Source organism: Streptomyces sp. NBC_00353, from assembly GCF_036108815.1.
Lineage (GTDB): Bacteria > Actinomycetota > Actinomycetes > Streptomycetales > Streptomycetaceae > Streptomyces.
The window spans coordinates 5,608,919-5,629,236 of record NZ_CP107985.1 but is presented as its reverse complement, the minus strand read 5'-3'; the positions used below and the strand labels follow the sequence as shown (position 1 = coordinate 5,629,236).

Sequence of the window (20,318 nt, the reverse complement as noted above, 5' to 3'; positions counted from 1 at the left end):
GTGGTTCAGGACTCCTTGACCGCAATGGTCTCCACCGTGTTGGCGACGTGCTCGAACGCGTCGGCCGCCTCTTCCAGCACATCCACGATCTGCTTGAGCTTCAGCACCTCGATGGCGTCGTACTTGCCGTTGAAGAGATGGGCGAGCAGCTTCCGGTGGATCTGGTCGGCCTGGTTCTCCAGACGGTTGACCTCGATCCAGTACTCGGTGAGGTTGTCCATCGTCCGCAGACTCGGCATCGCCTCGGCGGTCAGCTCGGCCGCCCGCGCCAGCACCTCGATCTGCTGCTCGACACCCTTGGGGAGTTCTTCGACCTGGTACAGCACGACCAGGTCGACGGCCTCCTCCATGAAGTCCATGATGTCGTCGAGTGACGATGCGAGGTTGTAGATGTCCTCGCGGTCGAACGGCGTGATGAAAGAGGAGTTCAGCTGGTGGAAGATCGCGTGGGTGGCATCGTCCCCTGCGTGCTCCGCTGCCCGCATACGCTCCGCGATCTCGACTCGGGAGGCAGAGTCCGCCCCGAGCAGTTCCATCAGGAGTTTCGAGCCCGTGACGATGTTGTCCGCGGATGCGGAGAACATGTCGTAGAAGCTCGTCTCCCTGGGGGTCAGACGAAAGCGCACGTGGGGTCCTCGGGATGCTTTGGATTCGGTCAGGCTGATGCTAGGCGCATCATCCGGCCACGGCTAACCGGCGTTCTTCAGTGTCGCGCATCGGACACAGTGATCAGCACGGGCCCCCGGTCACGTTTCAGCTCAATTCGTTAGGATATACCCACCAGGGGTATATAAAACGGCAGGGTAAAGGGAAAACGGGAGGCAGCAATGAGCACCACCGAGGCCACAGAGGCCACGGGTCCTGCGGAAGCGACGGACCCCACATCGATCGTCACCGACCACGACCGCGGCATACATGGCTACCACCACCAGAAGGCCGAGCACGTCAAACGGCTGCGCCGGATCGAGGGCCAGATCCGCGGCCTGCAGCGGATGGTCGACGAGGACGTCTACTGCATCGACATACTGACGCAGGTCTCGGCGTCCACGAAGGCCCTCCAGTCGTTCGCGCTCCAGCTCCTGGAGGAGCATCTGCGGCACTGCGTCGCCGACGCGGCGGTCAAGGGCGGCGAGGAGATCGACGCGAAGGTCGAGGAAGCCACGAAGGCGATCGCCCGCCTCCTCCGTACCTGAGGTGACCCCACCTGACGCGGGCTTCCGTCACCCCTTCTGCACCGCTCTCCCGACCGGCCCGCTTCGTCTCATCCCCGGTGGTCGGTCTGCCGGGGGACGGTGGTGCGTTCGGCGGTGGCAGTCACCTTGACGTTGAGCACTTCGTCGATACGGTCCGCACTGAGCCGTTCCCCGATCGCCGCCGATGCCGCGATCATCAGCTCACCACACAGCTCGATCTCGGCAAGGGCCACATGGTCGTGATCGGTCCGAGCGCTGAGCGTCACCACGTACGTCACCTCTCACTGCCGTCGCCGACTTCCTAGCGTAGGGAGCGGAGCACGCGCCGCGCATGGCACGGACGGACCATTTCGGCCCCGCCGGATGCCTACGCGCCCCGACCGCGCCGCCGACCCCCGGTGCCACCGACCCCGCCCGCACCGCTACCGCTGCCCCTGTTGGATCTTCCCGGTGTAGATGTCCCGATCGTCCGGAAGCTGTACGGTGACCGGCGCCCCGAACCCGGACAGCAGCGTCGTCGACACCACCTGCACCGTCGGGCCGCCGTTGCCCCCGTTGGCGAAACTGAACCGGTGCCGTACCTTCCGCAACCGCCCCGCCTCGTCCAGATACACGTCGAACGGCACCGCGTTCGTGCGGAACCCTCGCGCCGCCGCGGCCAGCGCATCGCGTGATCCCGGCGAGGCGGCCCGCGCCGCCCGCCCGATGTCCGCGGTCCCCCGGTAGTGCCGGACCGGCACCCCGGCCAGCTCGCTCCGCCCCACGTACGTCACCTCGCGCGCCCCGCGCAACAGTTCGGCGGCGGCCATCGGGTCGGTGGCCCCGCCGGTGACCAGGTTGCCGTCCTCCAGAGCCGTCGTATCAACCCTGACCCACTTGCTGTCGGGCACTCCGGCGCCACGGTTCTTCATGTACAGCGCGCCGGGGGTGAAGAGCTCGGTGATGGGACGGTGTTCCTCCTCGCCCGCGGCGTCCTTCGGCAGCACGAGCGTGAGCCGGCCCAGCTGCTCGCGGAAGTCGTACGTGCCGCGGCCGGTGATCGTCACCCGCGTCCCGCCGGCCGCGGTCTCCATCGACGTACGCACCTCGGCGCTTCCGGCAACGGCCCGCCCCCCTGGCTGGTTTCCGCCCCTCCCGTCGCCTCCGGCGAGTACCTCGGCCGCCCGGCGGACGACATCGACGGAATCGGCCCCGCCCCGCTCGTCCGCGACGGCCCGGCCACCGACGACACCGCCGCTTCCACCGCCGGCCGAGCATCCGGCGGTCGCCGCCATCACGCCCACCACGGCGAGGGCGCAGACAGCGCGCGCCCCGCCTCCGGACCTGTGCTGCTGCACCACCATCGCCTGCCAACCCCCAACGACGTAACTGCTTGCCCGAGCACCCCGCCCGCTTCGCATAACGACCACCCGTGTCCCCCGTCACGCCGTGCCCGTCGGCCTCACCGCCAGGTGGCCGTCCCCAGTACCGTGGACGCGTGTATGACCAGCACACCGACGAGGCACCGCCGGCCGCTCCCAGCGCAGCGACCGCACCCCCCGCACACGAGCCGTTCACCATCGATCGCGGCTCGTTCTGCATAGCCCGCTGCAGCTGCGGCTGGACCGGTCCGGCCCGTCGCTCGCGCGACCGCGCCCGCACGGACGCCGAAGAGCACCGCTCCGCCCTTTGATCACCGATCACCCCTCTGATCGCCGATCGCTTCCCCGGTCGCCGATCACCTCCCCGGTCGCCGATCACCCCGACCCGCGACGAGGCCATCACCCGGAGGTCCGATGAACCTGCCGAACCGGCGCACCCTGCTCACCGTGGGCGCGGCAACAGCCCTCGCCGGCGTCGCCGCATGCAACAAGGTCAACTCCAGCTCCGGCTCCGACTCCGGCAGCAGCTCCACCACCACGACCCGCACCCCGTCGAAACCACCCGCCTCATCCGCCTCCGCCACTCCGAAGGGTCCGGCGAACTGGTCCGCCCTGGCCAAGAGCCTCGAAGGCACGCTCGTACGCCCTGGCGACGCCACCTATCCGACGGCCCGCCAGCTCTACAACACCCGGTTCGACAACCTGAAACCCGCGGCCGTCGCCTACGTACGGCACGAGGCGGACATCCGCGAGTGCCTGGCCTTCGCCCGCCGCAGCGCCACACCCGTCTCCATCCGCAGCGGCGGCCACTCCTACGCGGGCTGGTCGAGTGGCAACGGCCGCCTGGTCATTGACGTCTCGTCACTCTCCCGCGTCGACCGGGACGGCACCATCGGCGCGGGCGCCAAGCTCGTCGACGTCTACCGGGGTCTCTCCCGGCACGGCCTGACGATCCCCGGCGGCTCCTGCCCGACGGTCGGCATCTCCGGCCTGACCCTCGGCGGCGGCCACGGTGTCGCGTCCCGCGCATACGGCCTTACCTGCGACAGCCTCACTGCGGCCACCCTCGTCACGGCCGACGGCAAGACCGTGACCGCCGATGCCAAGCACCATCCGGACCTCTTCTGGGCGCTGCGCGGCGCGGGCAACGGCAATTTCGGTGTGGTCACCGAGCTGAAGTTCCGCACCCGCCCGGCCCCGCAGACCGTGATGGCGTACATGTCGTGGCCCTGGTCACGCGCCCAGTCCGTGATCACGGCATGGCAGGCATGGGGCCCGGACCAGCCGGACGAGATCTGGTCATCCGCACATCTGGCGGCCGGTCCGGGCGGCGGCAGACCGACGGTGTCGATCGCCGCCTTCAGCCTCGGCACCTACGGCGACCTGCAGAATGCCGTCGACCGCCTCGCCGACCGGATCGGCGCATCGGCCACCTCGGTCTCGCTGCGCCGCCGCAGCTACCAGGACTCGATGCTCGTGTACGCGGGCTGCTCGACCATCACCGAGGCCCAGTGCCATCTGCCGGGCAGGACACCCGGCCGCACCCCGCAGGGCACACTCCAGCGCGAGACGTACGCCGCCGCGTCCGACTTCTTCGACCACTCCCTGCCCCCGGCGGGCGTTCGCGCCCTGCTCCACCGGGCCGAGGCGTTCACCCGGATCGGCGTGCACCCGAGCGGTGGCGGCGGATCGATCGCGCTGACGGCGCTGGGCGGGGCGATCAACCGGGTCGCCCCGGGCTCGACGGCCTTTGTCCACCGGCGCTCCCGGATGCTCGCCCAGTACATCGGCTCCTGGCGCCCCGGCACGGCGGGCACCGCCCAACAGAACTGGCTGAAAGGGACCCACGCGGCGCTCCACCCCTACGCGTCCGGGGCGGCGTACCAGAACTACACCGACCCGAAGCTGAACGACTGGCGGCAGGCGTACTACGGCACGGCGGCCGGCCGTCTGACCCGCCTGAAGAGGCAGTACGACCCCGGGCGGCTGTTCACGTTCCCGCAGGCGCTGTGACGTGGGGCGGCGGGCCGCGGAACGAACCGCGGCCCGCCGTCGGACGTCTGCATCTACCGCTTACGCGGCCAGATCCTTCTCGCCGCCGCCCGATCCCGGGCGCGGCTCGGGGATCCCGAGCGCCCCGCCCCGGCCCTCGGCCTTGGCCGGCACCGGCCGGCGCGACCGCACCAGCCGACCCACCCGTTCCGACCGGGAGACGGCCGTCACCACCGGAGTCAGCAGCGCCATCGCGAGCGGCGCGAGCAGCAGCGCGGTGGCCGTGCCGAGCGCGAATCCGCCGACGACGTCGGTGGGGTAGTGGACTCCCATGTAGATCCGGCAGAACCCCTCCAGCAGCGCGAGGGCGATCGCCGCGAAGCCGAACCTGCGGTTGGCCACGAACAGCCCGACGGCCAGAGCCATCGCCATGGTCGCGTGATCGCTCACAAAGGAGAAGTCGTCCTTCCCCGACACGAGGACGTCCAGCCCCTGGTGGTCGCGGAACGGACGCGGCCGCTCCACGAAGCCCCGGATCGGAATGTTGACGAGCAGTGCGATACCGGCGGCGAGCGGCGCCCAGACGATCCCGGTGACAGCCGTCACCGAGTCCTCGGCCGTGCCGCGCCGGCGAACGCTCCACCAGCACCACAGGACCACCAGGACCATGCCGAGCATGATCCCGTACTCGCCGACGAACTCCATGACCCGGTCGAACCAGGTCGGAGCGGACTTCGCGAGCCCATTGATGTCGTAGAGCAGGCTGACGTCGGGGTTCGACCCATCCAGTGCGAGTCCAGCCATCTGCTGCGGCCCCTTGCCTTGTCTGCTGCCGCGGTGCACGCCCGTGTGCACCGCTTATGACGAACCCCCGTGTTCGGTTCGACCACTGCGTCGATCGCTACTTCGATCCCTGCAGCGATCGCTACTGCGTGATGCGTGTGACTGTGCCGGTCAGTGCCACATGGTCAGTGCGCATGCTGTCCCAGTCCAGGGAACGACACGCTCCGGGCGTACGTTCCACTCTCCACCGAATGATCACCATGACGTTATCGAAGAGTGACTCATCGTCGCAGCTCAGGGCCCAGACTTCACAGAGAGTTCCGGCCACGTCCGACCCTGCGTCATACCGTCGGAAGCGCCGTCGGAAGCGCCGCGGCCCCGTCCTTCGTGACGCGTGTCGCACCGAAGTAGTCGGGCGTGTCGATCTTGTCGAACCGGATCACGGCCCCTGTGTACGGCGCATTGATCATGTATCCGCCGCCGACGTACAGCCCCACATGGTGGATGGCCCGGGAGTTGGTCAGGTCGTCCGAGAAGAACACCAGGTCACCGGGGAGCAGCTCGTCCCGTGACGGGTGCGGGCCTGCGTTGTACTGATCGTTCGCCACGCGCGGCAGCTCGATGTCGACGGTCCGGTACGCGGCCTGCGTCAGCCCGGAACAGTCGAACCGCCCGCCCTGCTCGGCCGTGCCGTTCCCGCCCCACAGGTACTTCGTACCGAGCTTCTTCTGCGCGAAGTAGATCGCCCCGGCCGCCTGCCGCGACGGCTCGACCCGCCCGACCGGCCGGGCGAAGCTCTTCTCCAGGGACCGGATGATTTTGACGTAGTTCTGTGTCTCGGAGATCTGCGGTACGCCGCCCGCCCTGATCACCCGGTACGCACCGGCGTTGTACGCGGCGAGCATGTTGTCCGTCTGATCCCCCGGCACCTTCTTCACGTACCCGGCGAGTTCGCAGTCGTAGCTGGCGGCGGACGGGATCGCGTCGGCCGGATCCCATACGTCCCGGTCCCCGTCGTTGTCCCCGTCGATCCCGTGACCGGCCCAGGTCCCGGGGATGAACTGCGCGATTCCCTGCGCCTCGGCCGGACTCTGGGCCCTCGGGTTCCACCCGCTCTCCTGGTAGAGCTGGGCGGCCAGCAGAGCAGGGTTGATGGCCGGGCAGAGGTTGCCCCACTTCTGGACGAGCGGCTGGAACTTCGCCGGCACCGCCCCCTTGGCCAAGCCGACGGCCCCGTTGCTGCCGGCGCCGCCGAGGCCGGCGGCAGCGGAGTACGTACCGACGACGAGCAGCGCCATGAAGCACATGGCCAACCCGATGCCGATCCCACCGGCCACCCAGAATTTCCGCACCCCACAACCATCCCCCATCGGGGCAGGGTTCAAGGGCAGTTTCGCGGGTGTGTGCGAGTTGTCCGGATCACCACGGTCAGGGGTGCCGTCGGTGACACTGACCGGCCATCAGGACGCCCCGGCGGACCAGTAGTCGGAGCGGACGTCGGGACGCGGCAGTGGGTAGACACCTTCGTACGACGGGCCGTTCGGCTCGGAGGTGGAATCGGCGACCTTCGACTCCTTCACGCAAGGGCTGTCCGCCTCGAAGAACGCCTGCCCCTCTCCGCGGAAACTCAGACTGATGCCGAACCCGGCCTTCGTCTGCGCGTAGACCGCCGGGAACTCCTTGTCGTTGTTGATCCCCTTGATCCGGTAGTCGTTCTTCCGCCAGAACTTCTCCACCGTGTCGAGGAATTCCTCGCGCCGCCCGGCCGACACGATGGTCATCACGGTGCGCCTGCGGGTCACGTCGCAGCTTCCCGTCGTCGTCGGGCCGTGCGCCCACTGCACCTCGGGCTCGATGGCCTTCAGCACGGCGTCGAGCATGTCGTCGGACCGCTCGGCCGCTCCCTGCATGTCCATGGCGCCCTTCTTCCCTCCCGCTCCGCCCGTCCGCAGGGGATCGTTCCCACAGCCGGACAGCGAGAAGCCGAGAGCCAGGGCCACCGCAACGATCTGGAACATCCGCTTCATCGCTGTTCCTCCATCTTGAGCCGGTTGGAGTGGCCCGACACGATCAGAGCGATGCTGTCCGCCGACATGGCGTCCCGCACCGGATCAAAGTACTGGGAGTGCGCCTCCACGCTCAGGCCGTAACCGCTGATCACCGGTGGTCCATCGGCCACGGGGAAACGCCTGGCCCCGAACGCCTTGCTCGCCGGGTCCTTGCCGAACCACAGATCGTCGTCCCCCGGGTCCGCCAGATCCCCGGCGAGGTACGCCCCGGCGGGCCCCGCCAGCACCAACCCCGCGGCGCCCACGGCCGACTGCAGCTTGGACGGAAGCTTGGTCACCGGGTCGTTCGCCGCGGCCCCGACGAAGACATGGCCGGCGCCCACCCCGAGGTCCACGGCATGGTCCACACCCACACCGGGACTGCCGACCAGGATGATGTCGTCGACGCCCGGAATCCCACCGGGCCGCTGCGTCGCAGCGCCCACGGTCCGTGAGCCGTAGGAATGGCCGATGGCCGTCAGATGGGGATCCTTGTTCTGATTGGTGGCTGCGATGCCGCCCATGAAGTCGCTGTAGGCGGCCCCGCCCTTCACCGCCCGGCCGTCGCCCATCACCGCCAGGCTCCCCAGCCCGTCCGGGGTCTGCGGCGCGTCGTAACCGAGCCAGACGATCGCCGCGCTGGACCGGTCGTACCCCTGGGCACCGATCGCCGTGTCCCGGGCCCGCTTGAGGTCGTTCTTCGCGAACTCCTCGTCCAGGGAGGTATTCAGCCCCGGCACATACGCCGACACGTTCTTCGACGTGTCCGGATTCCCGTACGAGACGATCGCCCGCCCGTTGCCCTCGTCCCCGATACCGAGCAGGAACATCGGCGGCTGCTTCCCGTTCTCCTTCAACTGCCGGTCGATCTCCCGCAACCCCGCCAGCCGATCCTTCGACTTCGCGTCGTCCTGACCCTCCAACTTGCCCATCAGGTCACGCAGGTTGTCCCGGTTCGCCGCGTCCCGTGCCGTCGCCGGGATCCCGTCCAGATTGCCTATCCGGTCCGGGGAGACCGCGAGGTACCGATCGCGCTGATCCTGCGTCAGTCCGTCCCACCACGCCTTGCGCCCGGCCGGCGCGGCATCGAGCGGGATGCGGGCGTTGAGGTAGTCGCGCTCGGCCTGCTGCACCACCGCCCCGACACGGGAACCGGAGCCGGGCAGCCCCACCCCCACGCGACCGGCGCCGGTCGAAGCCCTGATCAGGTCCCCGGCCGCACCGGCACGGTCGCCCCGGGACCACTTGTCCTTAGCGCTCTGCGCGTACCGGACCACCTGGTCACCCAGGTTCCTGCCGCTTGCGACGGGGTGACGAACGGTATCGGCAGCGCCGGTGACATCACCCCACAGGCCGTCACCGACGAGCCCAGTGAAGAACCCACCGCCCGCGGCGGCCCGCTCGGTCCCGTTCGGCCGGCCACTGTCCTTGCCGGCCTGGGTGGCTAAGTCGCCGCTGCCGGGACCACTGCCGGTCCCCCCGGCGCCTCCTGAGGCGGCGCCGCCACCGGAGTCCGTACCCCCGGAAGCAGTCGACCCCCCGGAGTCGGTGCCACCGGACGAGACCGATCCACCTGAGTTCGACCCGCCCGAATCCGACCCACCGGATACTGCGGAACCGCCCGAGTCCGCATCACCGGAGCCCGTTCCACCACCACTCGATGTCCCACCGCCGACACCGGCACCATGGCCGGCCACCACGTCCCCGCCCGATGCCGGGCAGGCGCTCCCGGTCAATTGGCAGATCGCACTCCGGATCTCGCCGGTCAGCTGTCCACCGACCTCCGTCACCATGAGTGCGCCGACCAGAGCGACGACCACCAGGACCGTTCCCAGATACTCCATCGCGCTCTGGCCGCGGTCCCGGCGGGACGTGATCAACCGCAAGAGGATGAAGGGCTTCTGCGGGCCACGCTGTTCGACACCGAGTTCGAACCACGCGCGTAGACTTCGATGAAAAAGAAGAACGGCGACGACGATCGGCATCACCAGTTGAGGCACGCCTTGGCCGTCGCCGTCTCCGCTCAGCGATGCCAACGCGCCAATGGCAAGCCAGACATGCACGGCAAGAAGGCCACGCCAGATCCAGACGCCGCCGGTCCGTACATACAGCGACAGTACGAATCCGGCGGTGCCCGGCAACGCCGCGTACAGCAGCATCCCCAGCAACCGGCCGTCCACCGCATCGACCGAGGACGCCACCGTCAACACGTCGATCGTGCCCACCACGGTGACCACGAAGAGCACGCGGACAAGGATCAGCACCGCTTGCAGAACACTCGGCGGCGGCCGCCTGCCCGGGCGGGCGATCACAGCACCCGCACCAACACCACCCGGAACCGCTAACCCTTGAATTCCAGACACGGCAATTCCCCTACCTTGTGAGTGGGCGCAGTGATCAGCGGCCGGTCCGCCACTGCACGTATGCGACCACACAGGCACCGGACGGGGCATGGGCCCCAGGGCCCAAAATGAGTCTCAAATTCCGCAACGTCAGGAAGCGCCGGCCGACCAGAAGTCGGAGTGGACGTTGGGACGGGGGAGGGGATAAACGTCCTCGTAGGCGGGACCGTTGGGCGGGGTGGTGGACTCGGCCACCTCAGACTCCTTGACGCAGGGGCTGTCAACTTCGAAGAAGGCTTGGCCTTTGAAGCCGATGATGAGGCTGACCCCGAAACCATCCTTCGTCTGAGCGTAGATTGCCGGTGCGTCCACGTCGTTGTTGATCGCCTTGATCCTGTACCCACTCTTCCGCCAAAAGCGGTCAACCACGCCCAGAAAGCTGCCCCGGCGCTCTGCCGACACGATGGTCATGACTGTGCGCCTTCGAGTCACATCACAACTTCCCGTGGTGGTCGGCGCATGCGCCCACTGAACTTCCGGTTTGATCTCGTTAAACACGGCATCAAGGATTCCGTCGGAATGGTCGGCTGCTCCTTGCATGTTCATATCTGTCCTCTTTCCATGAATCACACAGCCTGCGAGCAATACACAAAGCGTTAGCGCTACAGCCATGGTCACGAAACGGCGACTCATCGGTACTCCTCCACCTGGACCCTTTGCGAGTGTCCAGCAGCGATCAGCGCAATACTGTTCGCAGACGAAGCGTCCTTGCGAGGATCGAAGTACTGGGAATGTGCATCGATAGAGACCCCCTCACTGCCGATCAGCCGTGGGCCGTCGTCTACGGGGAAACGTCTCGCACCGAATCCCTCGCTCGCCGGGTCTTTCCCGAACCAAAGATCGTCATCGCCTCGGTCAGCGAGGTCTCCAGCAACGTAGGAGGCGAGAGGACCCGCGGCGACGAGACCCACAGCACCAAAAGCAATCTGCCGCTTTGAGGGGAGCATCGTCACAACGTCGTGCTCCGCCGCCCCGACGAACACGTGTCCCTTCCCGACCCCGAGATCTTCGGCGTGATCCACGCCGACACCGGGACTGCCGACCAAGACGATGTCGTCCACTCCGGGAATTCCTCCACCCTCCTGCGTGGCGGCGCCGACAGTGCGCGATCCATACGAATGCCCAATGGCCGTCAGGTGCGGGTTCTCATTCTCGTTCGTAGCCACCAAGCCACGCATAAATCCGTTGAATGCACCACCACCCCTCTCGGCCCGCTCGTCTCCCATAACCGCCAGGCTCCCCAGTCCGTCAGGCGTCTGAGGCGCGTCATAACCGAGCCAGACAATCGCTGCACTGGAAGGGTCGTGATTCAGGGTGCCCATCGCAGTGTCGCGAGCCCGCTTAAGGTCCCCCTTCGCGAACTCCTCATCCAGAGACGTATTGAGTCCCGGCACATACGCCGACACATTCCTCGCCGTATCCGGATTCCCGTACGAGACGATCGCCCGCCCATTCCCCTCATCCCCGATCCCCAGCAGGAACATCGGCGGCTTCCGGTCATCGTGCAGTTGCCGATCGATCTCCCGCAGCCCGGCCAACTGCGTCTCCGCCATCTCGTCGTCCCGCCCCTCCAGCTTCCCGATCAGCAGCTGAAGGTTGTCCCGGTTGGCCGCATCCCGTACCACCGCCGGGATCCCGTCCAAGTTGCCGATCCGGTCCGGGTACACCGCGAGGTACTCCTCCCGCTGTTCCTGCGTCAGACCGGCCCACCACGCCTTCCGTTCGGCCGGGCTCGCATCGAGCGGGATGGCGTCTTTCAGGTATCCGCGCGCCGCTCCCCGTACGGCTGCCGCGTCCGTCGCCGCGTCCGTCCAAGTGGCGTCGGGGACCTTCAGACCCGCCTCGGCCTTCAACTTCCGCAGGATCCGCGCGTACCGCCAGTCGATCTCCCTGGCCGTCCGTACGGCCTTCCCCACGCGGTCCGCGATCTCCTGCGCTTTCGCCGCATGCGGGTTGGGTGCGACGAGCCCCGAGGGCGGCACCAGTCCCGGTAACCCCCGCCCGGTCGCGGTCCCGCCCGGCAACGGCTTCCCGTTGATCAGGCCTTCGCCGGCCTCGGGGTATGTCACCGACCCGTCCGCGTGCACCGTGAACTTCAGGGCATCCGCATCGCCCAACGCCTCTTGCAACGCCCGCTGTTGGACTCGCATCTCGTGCGCGAGGCTGTTCAGTGCGGTACGGAGGAGGCCGCACTCCGTGTACACGTACTGGAAGTTCCGGCTCAGCTGCCGCAGCCGCGCCACAGCCGCATCAGCAGCCTCGCCCTGCTGCGTACCGCGCAAGCCGTTCATCAGCTGCTTGTCGATACTGTCCCGGCCCGCATCGGCCCGGTTACTCGCCCGGCCCCACCCGTCGGCGGCGCCCTCCAGCTCGGCGCACTTCAGATCACGTAACTGCGCCCAGGTGAGCGCCGAAGTCACTGCCCACCGCCGCGCGCCGCCACCGGCGCGAAGGACTGCCTCACGGCCTCGTTCGTCTCACCCTGGGCGCGTGCGACGTCCCGCAGATTCCCGGCGAGGCTCCGGCACTCACCGCGCGCGACCTCGATCCGCCGCTGCCACGACTCCCGTACGGCGCCCAGTTCGGTCAGCGCCTCCAGCCCGGCGGTGCCCGCCACGACGCCCTCGTGCGCGGTCTCCAGCTCGGCCTTCACCGGACCCAGCTGCGTGTGCAGCGCCTGCGCTCCCCCGGCGGCCCGCATCCAGGGTCCATCGCTGTGCTTCAGCTCATCCCCGCCACCGCCACCGCCACCTCCCCCTGCCCCGCCCAGATCACGCAGCCTCTGCCTCTGCCCGCCCACCACGGCCACGCCGCTCACCCCGCTCCTTGATCGTGGAGCGGCACTGTGCCAAATCCGGCGTGCCCGACACGCCGACCGCAGCAGCCCCCGTGGCGGGCTTGAGGCCCTGAATTCCAGGGCCGTAACCCCGCCACGCCCGTAGCCACATTCACCCGAATGATGGGCCGTCGGACCGCGGCCGAGGACCCGGGACCAGTTCAGAAAGAAACATATAGCCCATCTAGTCCCACTTGCTGGCGAGATACCCCGTTTCACACTGTCTCGCATGGTTCCATCTCGCCATGGAGGAGATCAGATGATGACTGGAGACCGACAGCAGGACACCTACCGACAGGCGGCCACGTCCCGGCGGCGGCTGCTGGCCGCTGCTGCCCTGGCACCGGTGCTGGGCGGGCCGGGCTCGGCCGTCGCTCGCGCGATGCCCGCCGGGGGGCATACTCACCAGCGGGTCAGGCCGGTGACCACCACCCAGGCGGACTGGGCGGCCGTAGCGAAGGTACTGGGCCGCAGCGGCAACCTGCTGCGAGGGACGACGTACCACACCCCCTTCCCACGCGACGATCTTCGCGTCGTCGTCGAGGACGACATCGTCATCACACCGGAGCTCGCACTGGGTGCGCACGTGGCCTTCGTCCGCTACGCCGACGGCAGCACGATGTGCATGGGCGATGTGGCGGTCACCGAGAGCGAACTGCAGCGGGTGATCGACGCCTGGCAGGCGAATGGAATCGCGCAGACCGCGCTCCACAAGCATCTGCCCGCCCATTGCCCCGACATGTGGTGGGTCCACGTCCACGGACACGGCCATGACGAACTGGCCCTGGCGCGCGGCCTGCGCGCAGGGTTCGAACGCACCGGCATCCCGCCGGCAAGACCGTCCGGCCCGCCGAGCCCCGTCGACCTGGACATTGCCGGAATCGAAGCTGCGCTGGGCGCCAAGGGTTCCAGCGACGGCGTGGTCTACAAGGCCGTCTTCGCCCGCCGCGAGACGATCTGCGACGGCCATCTGGTACTGCCCTCCGGTCTGGGCGCGACCAGCGCGTTCATCTTCCAGCCGCTGGGAAACGGCAGGGCAGCGCTCAGCGGCGACTGCGTCATGCTCGCCGAGGAGGTCCAGAACGTACTGGGAGCCTTGCGGCGGGGCGGGATCGATCTCGTCGAGCTGCACAACCACCACCTGACGGAGAGCCCCCGCCTGTTCTTCACCCATTTCTGGGCCGTGGGCGACGCTGTCGAGCTCGCCAAAGGGCTGCGTCCCGCATTGGATGCCACCAACGTGGTGCCGACCAGCGGCGTGTGACGAGGGGACGGCGGATTGCCGCCCCCACGGCATCCCTGCACTGCCGGTGACGGTTCCTCGCTGTCGGCCGCCCCGCCCCCACCGGCCCTGCGGGCCATATCCGGGGGCGGGGCGCGACCCCTACATGTGGGCCAATTACCCCACAGCGGTGCGTGCCCCGGCAGTCGGCGGGGTACCCACGACATACCTATGCCCTACTTCATCCCGGTAGGTGCTGCATCACCCCTCAGAACCCATATCTGGAGCTCCGTATGGAACCAGTCACCACCCCGCGGAACTGCCCGTTCGACTATGCCGAGGCCCTCGAATTCGACCCGCTGCTCAGGCAGCTGCAGTCCGAAGAACCCGTTGCCCGCATCCGGCTGCCCCACGGCGACGGAGAGGCATGGCTCGTCACCGGCTACGACGACGTGCGCACAGTGACCACCGACCGGCGTTTCAGCCGCAGCGCCATCATCGGCAAGGACTTCCCGCGCATGACTCCTGAACCCATCGTTCAGGACGAGGCGATCAACGTGATGGACCCACCGGCCAGCAGTCGCCTGCGCAGCCTGATCTCCAAGGGTTTCGCGCCGCGCCACATGGAACGCATGCAGGTCCGCACCCAGCATGTCGTGGATGAGCTGCTGGACCGGATGGAGGAGCACGGCTCGCCCGCCGACCTCTTCGAACACCTGGCCGCCCCGCTGCCCCTGACGACCATCTGCGAGGTCCTCGACATTCCCGAGGACGACCGCTCGCAACTGCGTGCTCACGCGCGGACCATGATGGACACCACCATCGACAACAAGGACGACGCGGTACGGGCCAAGGCCGACCTCCGCGCCTACTTCAAGACGTTGACGGCGGACCGGCGCGAGAACCCGGGCGACGACCTGATCAGTGCGCTGGCCACCGCACGCGACGGGGACGAGCTCCTCAACGACCAGGAACTGACCGTCATGGCCATGGTCCTGCTCATCACCGGCCAGGACACCACCACGTATCAGATCGGGAACATCGCCTACACCCTGCTCACCCGTCCCAAGGAACTCGCCATGCTGCGCGAGCGTCCCGAGATGCTCCCGCAGGCCATCGAGGAGCTGTTGCGCTTCATCCCCTTCCGCAAGGGCGTCGGCATTCCTCGCGTCGCCCTGGAGGACACGGAGCTGAGCGGGGTGAAGATCCGAGCCGGGGACATCGTGCACGTCTCCTACCTGACGGCCAACCGCGACGGCCGGAAGTTCGACCGGCCCGACGAGCTGGATCTGGAACGCAACGGTCCGTCCCATATGACCTTCGGCTGGGGTGGCCACCACTGCCTCGGCGCCCCGCTCGCCGCCACGGAACTCCAAGTCGCACTCGGAACCCTCCTGGAACGCTTCCCGGACCTCAGGCTGGCGAAGCCGGCCGAAGAAGTCCGTTGGAACAAGACGTCGATCTGGCGCTATCCGCTCGCACTTCCCGTCACCTGGTGACGTCGATATTCCAGCAAGGCACCGCCCCCTCACGTCCGGCAACGAGGGCGGCGCCGATCAGGTGAAGCAGCACCACAACGACATGCGGACACCGGCGGGGCCGCCCCGCCGGTGTGGTGCCCGCCCCGCACGGCGCGATGTGTCCCCGCCCCGCACGGGACGCGTCGCCAGGGGCGGCGGGACAGGTCGCGTGCGGGCCGGACAGCACCCGGTGCCGGGGCTCGCTCGCCGCGACCGGGGAAAGGGCTCTCATCGACCCCGGAAGGGGCCGTGACCGGCCCGGTGTCACCCCCGGGAGGACGGCAGACCCCGGAACAATCAGGGCTGTCCCGACAGCGCGTTCTGCCCGAAATGCGACCCTCATCGGCCTGCCGTAGCGTGATGCGAGGGCCAGCCAAGGTGTGGCGGAAAACCCTCTGTCCATACGGTGAGAACTTGGCCTTTCGTCGGTCGGCCCGTCCGCGCCCACTCCAGGGGCATCGAATCGCGGCACCGCAACCACCAACGACCCGCTTCGCGCAATCCCGCGCGTACCGCGCCGCAGTGGCGGCCGTCCGCCGGCCGATGTCCCGGATCTGTTCAGGGCTCGGCCGTGTGGACCACCGTCCGCTAGGAGGAGATCCATGGCGGTACTCTGCAAGCCGGCAATCGCAGTTCCCGAGTACGTCATCACCAAGGACGAAACTCTGGAACTGGCACAACGATTGCACGGCGACCATCCGCAACTCAGTCTCGTCCTCCGTCTGATCGAGAACACCGGTGTGCAGAAACGGCACCTGATCCAGCCGATCGAAAAGGTTCTGGAGCACCCGGGGTTCGACGCCCGCAGCATCGTCTACGAGGCGCAGACCAAGGACCGAGTGCCGGCCGTTGTCCGCCAGGCACTCGACCAGGCGGAACTCGAGCCGTCACAGATCGACTTGATCATCTACGTCTCCTGCACCGGCTTCATGATGCCTCCGCCGACTGCATGGCTCATCGGCAAGATGGGCTTCCGGCCGGAGACACGACAGATGCCGATCGCCCAACTCGGCTGCGCCGCAGGCGGTGCGGCCGTCAACCGGGCCCACGACTTCTGCACGGCCTACCCCGACGGCAACGTCCTCATCGTCGCCTGCGAGTTCTGCTCGCTGTGCTATCAGCCCACCGATCTGGGTGTGGGATCCCTGCTCTCCAACGGCCTGTTCGGCGACGGAATCGCCGCGGCAGTGGTACGGGGCCACGGCGGCACCGGGATCCGCCTGGAACGCAACGGCTCGTACATCATCCCGGACACCGAGGACTGGATCTCCTACGCCGTCCGGTCCACGGGCTTCCACTTCCAGCTCGACAAGCGCGTGCCCGGGACCATGGAGCCACTCGCCCCGGCCCTCAAAGCCGTCGCGGAGCAGCACCAGTGGAACGCCAGCAAGCTGGACTTCTACATCATCCACGCGGGTGGTCCGCGCATCCTGGACGACCTGAGCCTCTTCCTCGACGTGCCGCCCGAGGCGTTCCGCTTCAGCCGGGCGACGCTCACCGAGTACGGCAACATAGCCAGCGCGGTGGTACTCGACGCCCTGGCCCGCATGTTCGACGAGGCATCAGCCCTCCACGGCCAGCGCGGCATGATGGCCGGCTTCGGGCCCGGCATCACCGCCGAGATCTCCCTGGGCACCTGGACCTCGGAGCCCGAGGCGGAGGACTGAGCCGCACAACAGCATGGTGTGCGCGCCCGGCAACCCGGCCTGGAAGCCCCGCAACCACACCGCCCCGACCCCCGGTCCTCAAGCGCCTTCCGCAGCCTGAGGACCGGGGGCAGTACGTGCGGGACAGCCCATCGCCTGCGGGCTCGGGAGCCCCGTTCCGGCAGCCATCCTGCCGAAATCCGGCTGGTCCCGATGGTCTACATTCACCGGCCATGACAAGACCGTCCGATGCCGTCCCCCGCAGCCCTCAATCGCTCGCACGGGCTGCACAGATCCTCATAGGGCTGTACGCCCTGCTCGACCCCACGCGGCCGAAGCTCTTCGACGCGACCGACGACGGGCTCTTCTACTCCCGCTACGTGTCGGCCTCCTTCCTGGTGGGGCTCGCCACGTTCGTCACCTTCCTGCTCTGGTTCCGCCGGTGCCGGTACAACGCCCAGGCGCTGTCGGTCGGCCCGTTCGCCCACACACCGGGCTGGGCGGTGGGCGCCTGGTTCACGCCGGTACTGATGTGGTGGCGGCCCCGTCGTACAGCTCTCGACATCCACCGGGCCGTCGGCCACGACCCCGCCCCGGACACCACTGTCACGCTCATCAACGCCTGGTGGGCGGCGTGGATCGCGCACATGGTGGGAGCCGTGATGGCCACCTCCGCGAGCTACGCCGACTCCGTCGTTCTCTCAGTGGCGAGCCAGGCTCTGTATCTGATCGCTGCGGTGCTCGTCATCCTGGTCATCCAGCGGATCACCGCCGCGCAGACGAGGGCCGTCGCCACGTACGTACCGACCCGGGTACCGGCTGCCTGAGCGCCCTGCAACGGTTACGCGTCGGTCGGCACCGAGTGCTGGGCCGACCGGCCCGAGGGCCGCATCTGACACCCGCCGGCACCTGCGTAACCCGACTTCACGGGTTCGGATTCAGTCGCGCGGAAGCCGCATCGCGAGGCCGTCGAGGACCACTTCCAGGCCGTAGGCGAACTTGGTTTCGCGGATCTCGACGGGGTCGAGGGCCACGGGAGCGGCGTAGGCGTCGGCGAGGTGATCGTGGTCGGCCGCGGCCCGCTGGGCGGCGGGCATGAGGCGGGCGATGAAATCGGCCTCGGTCTCGCCGGAGCGGGCGACCGTGGTGAGCCAGGCCGCCTCCGTGGTGCTCATGCCGATCACGTACGACAGGACGGTGTCGATCGCACGGCTCGGCTCGGGAAAGCCGGCGGCCGTGAACAGGGCGGCCAGTCGCTCGGAGAAGGACATGAGGTTGGGGCCCAGGTAGGCGAGGCCCGCCTGGCCGAGGACCGAGGACAGCCACGGGTGGCGCAGGGCCGTCGCCCGGAAGGACCGGGCGGCCTCCGTGGCGGCGGCGCGCCAGCCGGGGCTGTCGGCCTCGGGGTCCCCCCGGACGAAGTCCGGGGAGGGGACGGTGATCTCGGCGGCGACCTCGTCCACCGCGAGCTCCATCAGCTCGTCCTTGGTCGCGACGTGCCGGTAGAGGGAGGTCGCGCCGGCGTTCAGACGGGCGCCGAGCTTGCGCATGCTCAGTGCCTCGATGCCGTCGGCGTCCAGCATGGCGATCGCCTCGCGGACGATCGCGGCCCGACTGAGTGCGGGCTGGTCGGGCGCGGGCTGCTGCCGGGCCCACACGGACGGGATCGGGTTCGTCCTGGCGGTCATGGCGCCTCCTAGTGCGTACACCGTTCGCATCCAGCGTACATGAAGAAGGGTTGCGAACACCGTTCCCTGCTGCGTACAGTGTTCGCACCGAAGGAACAGCGTGCGCAGCCGAAAGGAAATCCCATGGAAACCCGCAATCCCCGCCGCTGGTGGATCCTCATCGTGCTGTGCCTGAGCACGCTGGTCCTGGTGATCGACAGCATGGCGCTGACCGTCGCGGTGCCGTCGATGACCGAGGACATCGGCGCGAGCGCCCAGGACATCCAGTGGATCCTCGACTCCTACATCCTGGTATTCGCCGGGCTCCTGCTCACCTCCGGCAGCCTCGGTGACCGGTTCGGCCGCCGAAAAATCATGATCATCGGCCTGCTGCTCTTCGGGGCGGCGTCGCTGGCCGCGACCTTCTGCACGAACCCCGGCGAGGTGATCGCAGCGCGGGTCGCGATGGGCGTCGGCGGGGCGCTGATCATGCCCTCGACACTGTCGATCCTCATCACCGTCTTCGACGAGGAGGAACGCCCCAAGGCGATGGCGGCGTGGGGCTCGGTGTCGATGCTCGGCCTGGTCGGCAGCCCGGTGCTCGGCGGCGTACTGATCGACCACTTCTCCTGGCACTCGATCTTCTTCATCAACGTCCCGGTCGTCGCGCTGGCCGTCCTGGCGGCCCTCGTCCTCATGCCGGAGTCGAAGGGGCCGTGGCAGAAGCCCGACCCTCTCGGCGCGGTGCTGTCCGCGGCCGGCATGACCGCCCTCATCTGGTGGATCATCGAGCTCCCGCAGCACGGCGCCTTCGGCGGCCGCTCCGCCATCACCCTGGCCGTCGCGGTGATCGCCCTCGGCGGGTTCGTGGTCTGGGAGAACGTCACCCCCGCGCCGATGGTGCCGCTGGTCCTGTTCAAGCACCGCAACTTCAGCGGCGGTTCGCTCTCGTTGACCCTCGTGCAGATCGGCAACGGCGGCCTGCTGCTGGTGCTCACGCAGTACCTGCAGTTCGTTCTCGGCTATTCGCCGGTCAAGGCGGGCCTCGCGTTCGTGCCGCTGGCCGTCGCGGCACTGATCGGCAACGGCGCCGGCGCCGGACTCGCCGCGAAGATCGGCAACCGCTTCCTGGTGCTGGCCGGGATGCTCGTCATGGCCTCCTCCTTCGCGCTGCTGACCACCGTCTCGGCAGACTCCGGCTTCACCGTCCCTGCGGTCGCGCTCGGATTGCTCGGCCTCGGCGCCGGCCTCGCGATGCCGGCCGCGGTCGGCGCACTGATGGGCACCATCCCGTCGGAGAAGGCCGGCGTCGGCTCGGCCCTGAACGACACCATCCAGCAGTCCGGCACCGCGCTCGGCATCGCGATCCTCGGCTCGCTCCTGACGAGCGGCTTCAGAAGCGAGATGCCCGCCGACGCACCCGAGCAGGCCAAGCAGTCGATCGCCGGCGCACTGGCCGTCGCCCAGGGCGACGCCGGACTGGTCCACGCCGCCCGGGAGGCATTCGCCGCCTCGATGTCGGCCACCTTCACCGTCAGCGCGATCGGCGTCCTGGCCGCCGCCCTCCTGGCCACCCTGGTCATGCGCGACACCAAGCCCGAACCTGCCGCAGCCGCCCCGGCCGAGGAGTCCGAACTCGTCGCCTGAC

19 protein-coding genes are annotated in these 20,318 nt (G+C 68.5%); 8 read left to right on the top strand and 11 right to left on the bottom strand.

Going from position 1 to position 20,318, the window contains the following annotated elements:
* Positions 1–5: 5 nt before the first annotated feature.
* The gene (locus tag OHA88_RS25480; protein ID WP_030924980.1) at positions 6–626 is read right to left on the bottom strand and encodes a DUF47 domain-containing protein; all 621 of its coding nucleotides are present in this window, start codon (positions 624–626) and stop codon (positions 6–8) included.
* Between the two features lie 201 nt (positions 627–827).
* Here OHA88_RS25480 and OHA88_RS25475 point away from each other — a divergent pair, with 201 nt between their 5' ends.
* Complete coding sequence (locus tag OHA88_RS25475; protein WP_267004387.1) at positions 828–1,193, top strand: metal-sensitive transcriptional regulator; 366 nt, start codon at positions 828–830, stop codon at positions 1,191–1,193.
* 68 nt (positions 1,194–1,261) lie between these two features.
* Here the strand turns inward: OHA88_RS25475 and OHA88_RS25470 are convergent, their stop codons facing one another.
* Together OHA88_RS25470 and OHA88_RS25465 are read right to left on the bottom strand one after the other, a co-directional pair.
* On the bottom strand, positions 1,262–1,462 hold the full coding sequence (locus OHA88_RS25470; RefSeq protein WP_267004386.1) for a hypothetical protein: 201 nt from the start codon (positions 1,460–1,462) through the stop codon (positions 1,262–1,264).
* A gap of 153 nt (positions 1,463–1,615) precedes the next feature.
* Positions 1,616–2,536 carry a hypothetical protein gene (locus OHA88_RS25465; protein WP_328627201.1) on the bottom strand — a complete coding sequence of 307 codons (921 nt, stop codon included), beginning with the start codon at positions 2,534–2,536 and terminating at the stop codon, positions 1,616–1,618.
* A 134-nt stretch (positions 2,537–2,670) separates the two neighbouring features.
* On the opposite strand from OHA88_RS25465, the gene OHA88_RS25460 reads away from it, so the two are divergent.
* Positions 2,671–2,865, top strand: a complete 195-nt coding sequence (locus OHA88_RS25460; RefSeq protein ID WP_328627200.1) for a hypothetical protein — start codon at positions 2,671–2,673, stop codon at positions 2,863–2,865.
* A gap of 103 nt (positions 2,866–2,968) precedes the next feature.
* A complete protein-coding gene (locus OHA88_RS25455; protein ID WP_328627199.1) occupies positions 2,969–4,567 on the top strand; it encodes an FAD-binding oxidoreductase in 1,599 nt (532 codons plus the stop codon).
* Between the two features lie 60 nt (positions 4,568–4,627).
* Here OHA88_RS25455 and OHA88_RS25450 read toward each other — a convergent pair whose 3' ends face one another.
* From OHA88_RS25450 to OHA88_RS25420, 7 genes are all read right to left on the bottom strand, one after another.
* Positions 4,628–5,350, bottom strand: coding sequence for a phosphatase PAP2 family protein (locus tag OHA88_RS25450; RefSeq protein WP_328627198.1), 723 nt, complete (start codon positions 5,348–5,350; stop codon positions 4,628–4,630).
* 320 nt (positions 5,351–5,670) lie between these two features.
* Complete coding sequence (locus OHA88_RS25445; protein WP_267004381.1) at positions 5,671–6,699, bottom strand: C40 family peptidase; 1,029 nt, start codon at positions 6,697–6,699, stop codon at positions 5,671–5,673.
* A 90-nt stretch (positions 6,700–6,789) separates the two neighbouring features.
* Positions 6,790–7,356 carry a hypothetical protein gene (locus OHA88_RS25440; protein WP_328627197.1) on the bottom strand — a complete coding sequence of 189 codons (567 nt, stop codon included), beginning with the start codon at positions 7,354–7,356 and terminating at the stop codon, positions 6,790–6,792.
* Positions 7,353–9,641 (bottom strand): alpha/beta hydrolase, encoded by a 2,289-nt coding sequence (locus tag OHA88_RS25435; RefSeq protein ID WP_328627196.1) that lies wholly within the window; start codon positions 9,639–9,641, stop codon positions 7,353–7,355. Before OHA88_RS25435 ends, OHA88_RS25440 begins: the two co-directional genes overlap by 4 nt.
* Before the next feature lie 228 nt (positions 9,642–9,869).
* Positions 9,870–10,325 carry a hypothetical protein gene (locus tag OHA88_RS25430; protein ID WP_328627195.1) on the bottom strand — a complete coding sequence of 152 codons (456 nt, stop codon included), beginning with the start codon at positions 10,323–10,325 and terminating at the stop codon, positions 9,870–9,872.
* Positions 10,326–10,408: 83 nt separating this feature from the next.
* Positions 10,409–12,199 carry an alpha/beta hydrolase gene (locus tag OHA88_RS25425; RefSeq protein ID WP_328627194.1) on the bottom strand — a complete coding sequence of 597 codons (1,791 nt, stop codon included), beginning with the start codon at positions 12,197–12,199 and terminating at the stop codon, positions 10,409–10,411.
* Positions 12,196–12,597 (bottom strand): hypothetical protein, encoded by a 402-nt coding sequence (locus tag OHA88_RS25420; RefSeq protein ID WP_328627193.1) that lies wholly within the window; start codon positions 12,595–12,597, stop codon positions 12,196–12,198. The genes OHA88_RS25425 and OHA88_RS25420 overlap by 4 nt, the downstream gene beginning before the upstream one ends.
* Before the next feature lie 277 nt (positions 12,598–12,874).
* Here OHA88_RS25420 and OHA88_RS25415 point away from each other — a divergent pair, with 277 nt between their 5' ends.
* From OHA88_RS25415 to OHA88_RS25400, 4 genes are all read left to right on the top strand, one after another.
* Positions 12,875–13,879: a DUF1259 domain-containing protein gene (locus OHA88_RS25415; RefSeq protein ID WP_328627192.1), complete on the top strand. Its 1,005-nt coding sequence runs from the start codon at positions 12,875–12,877 to the stop codon at positions 13,877–13,879.
* Between the two features lie 251 nt (positions 13,880–14,130).
* Positions 14,131–15,336, top strand: a complete 1,206-nt coding sequence (locus OHA88_RS25410) for a cytochrome P450 (RefSeq protein ID WP_328627191.1) — start codon at positions 14,131–14,133, stop codon at positions 15,334–15,336.
* Positions 15,337–15,959: 623 nt separating this feature from the next.
* On the top strand, positions 15,960–17,024 hold the full coding sequence (locus OHA88_RS25405; protein ID WP_328627190.1) for a type III polyketide synthase: 1,065 nt from the start codon (positions 15,960–15,962) through the stop codon (positions 17,022–17,024).
* 212 nt (positions 17,025–17,236) lie between these two features.
* On the top strand, positions 17,237–17,830 hold the full coding sequence (locus OHA88_RS25400) for a DUF4328 domain-containing protein (protein WP_328627189.1): 594 nt from the start codon (positions 17,237–17,239) through the stop codon (positions 17,828–17,830).
* 111 nt (positions 17,831–17,941) lie between these two features.
* Here OHA88_RS25400 and OHA88_RS25395 read toward each other — a convergent pair whose 3' ends face one another.
* A complete protein-coding gene (locus tag OHA88_RS25395) occupies positions 17,942–18,691 on the bottom strand; it encodes a TetR/AcrR family transcriptional regulator (protein WP_328627188.1) in 750 nt (249 codons plus the stop codon).
* A gap of 123 nt (positions 18,692–18,814) precedes the next feature.
* On the opposite strand from OHA88_RS25395, the gene OHA88_RS25390 reads away from it, so the two are divergent.
* Positions 18,815–20,317: an MFS transporter gene (locus OHA88_RS25390; RefSeq protein WP_328627187.1), complete on the top strand. Its 1,503-nt coding sequence runs from the start codon at positions 18,815–18,817 to the stop codon at positions 20,315–20,317.
* Position 20,318: the final 1 nt, after the last annotated feature.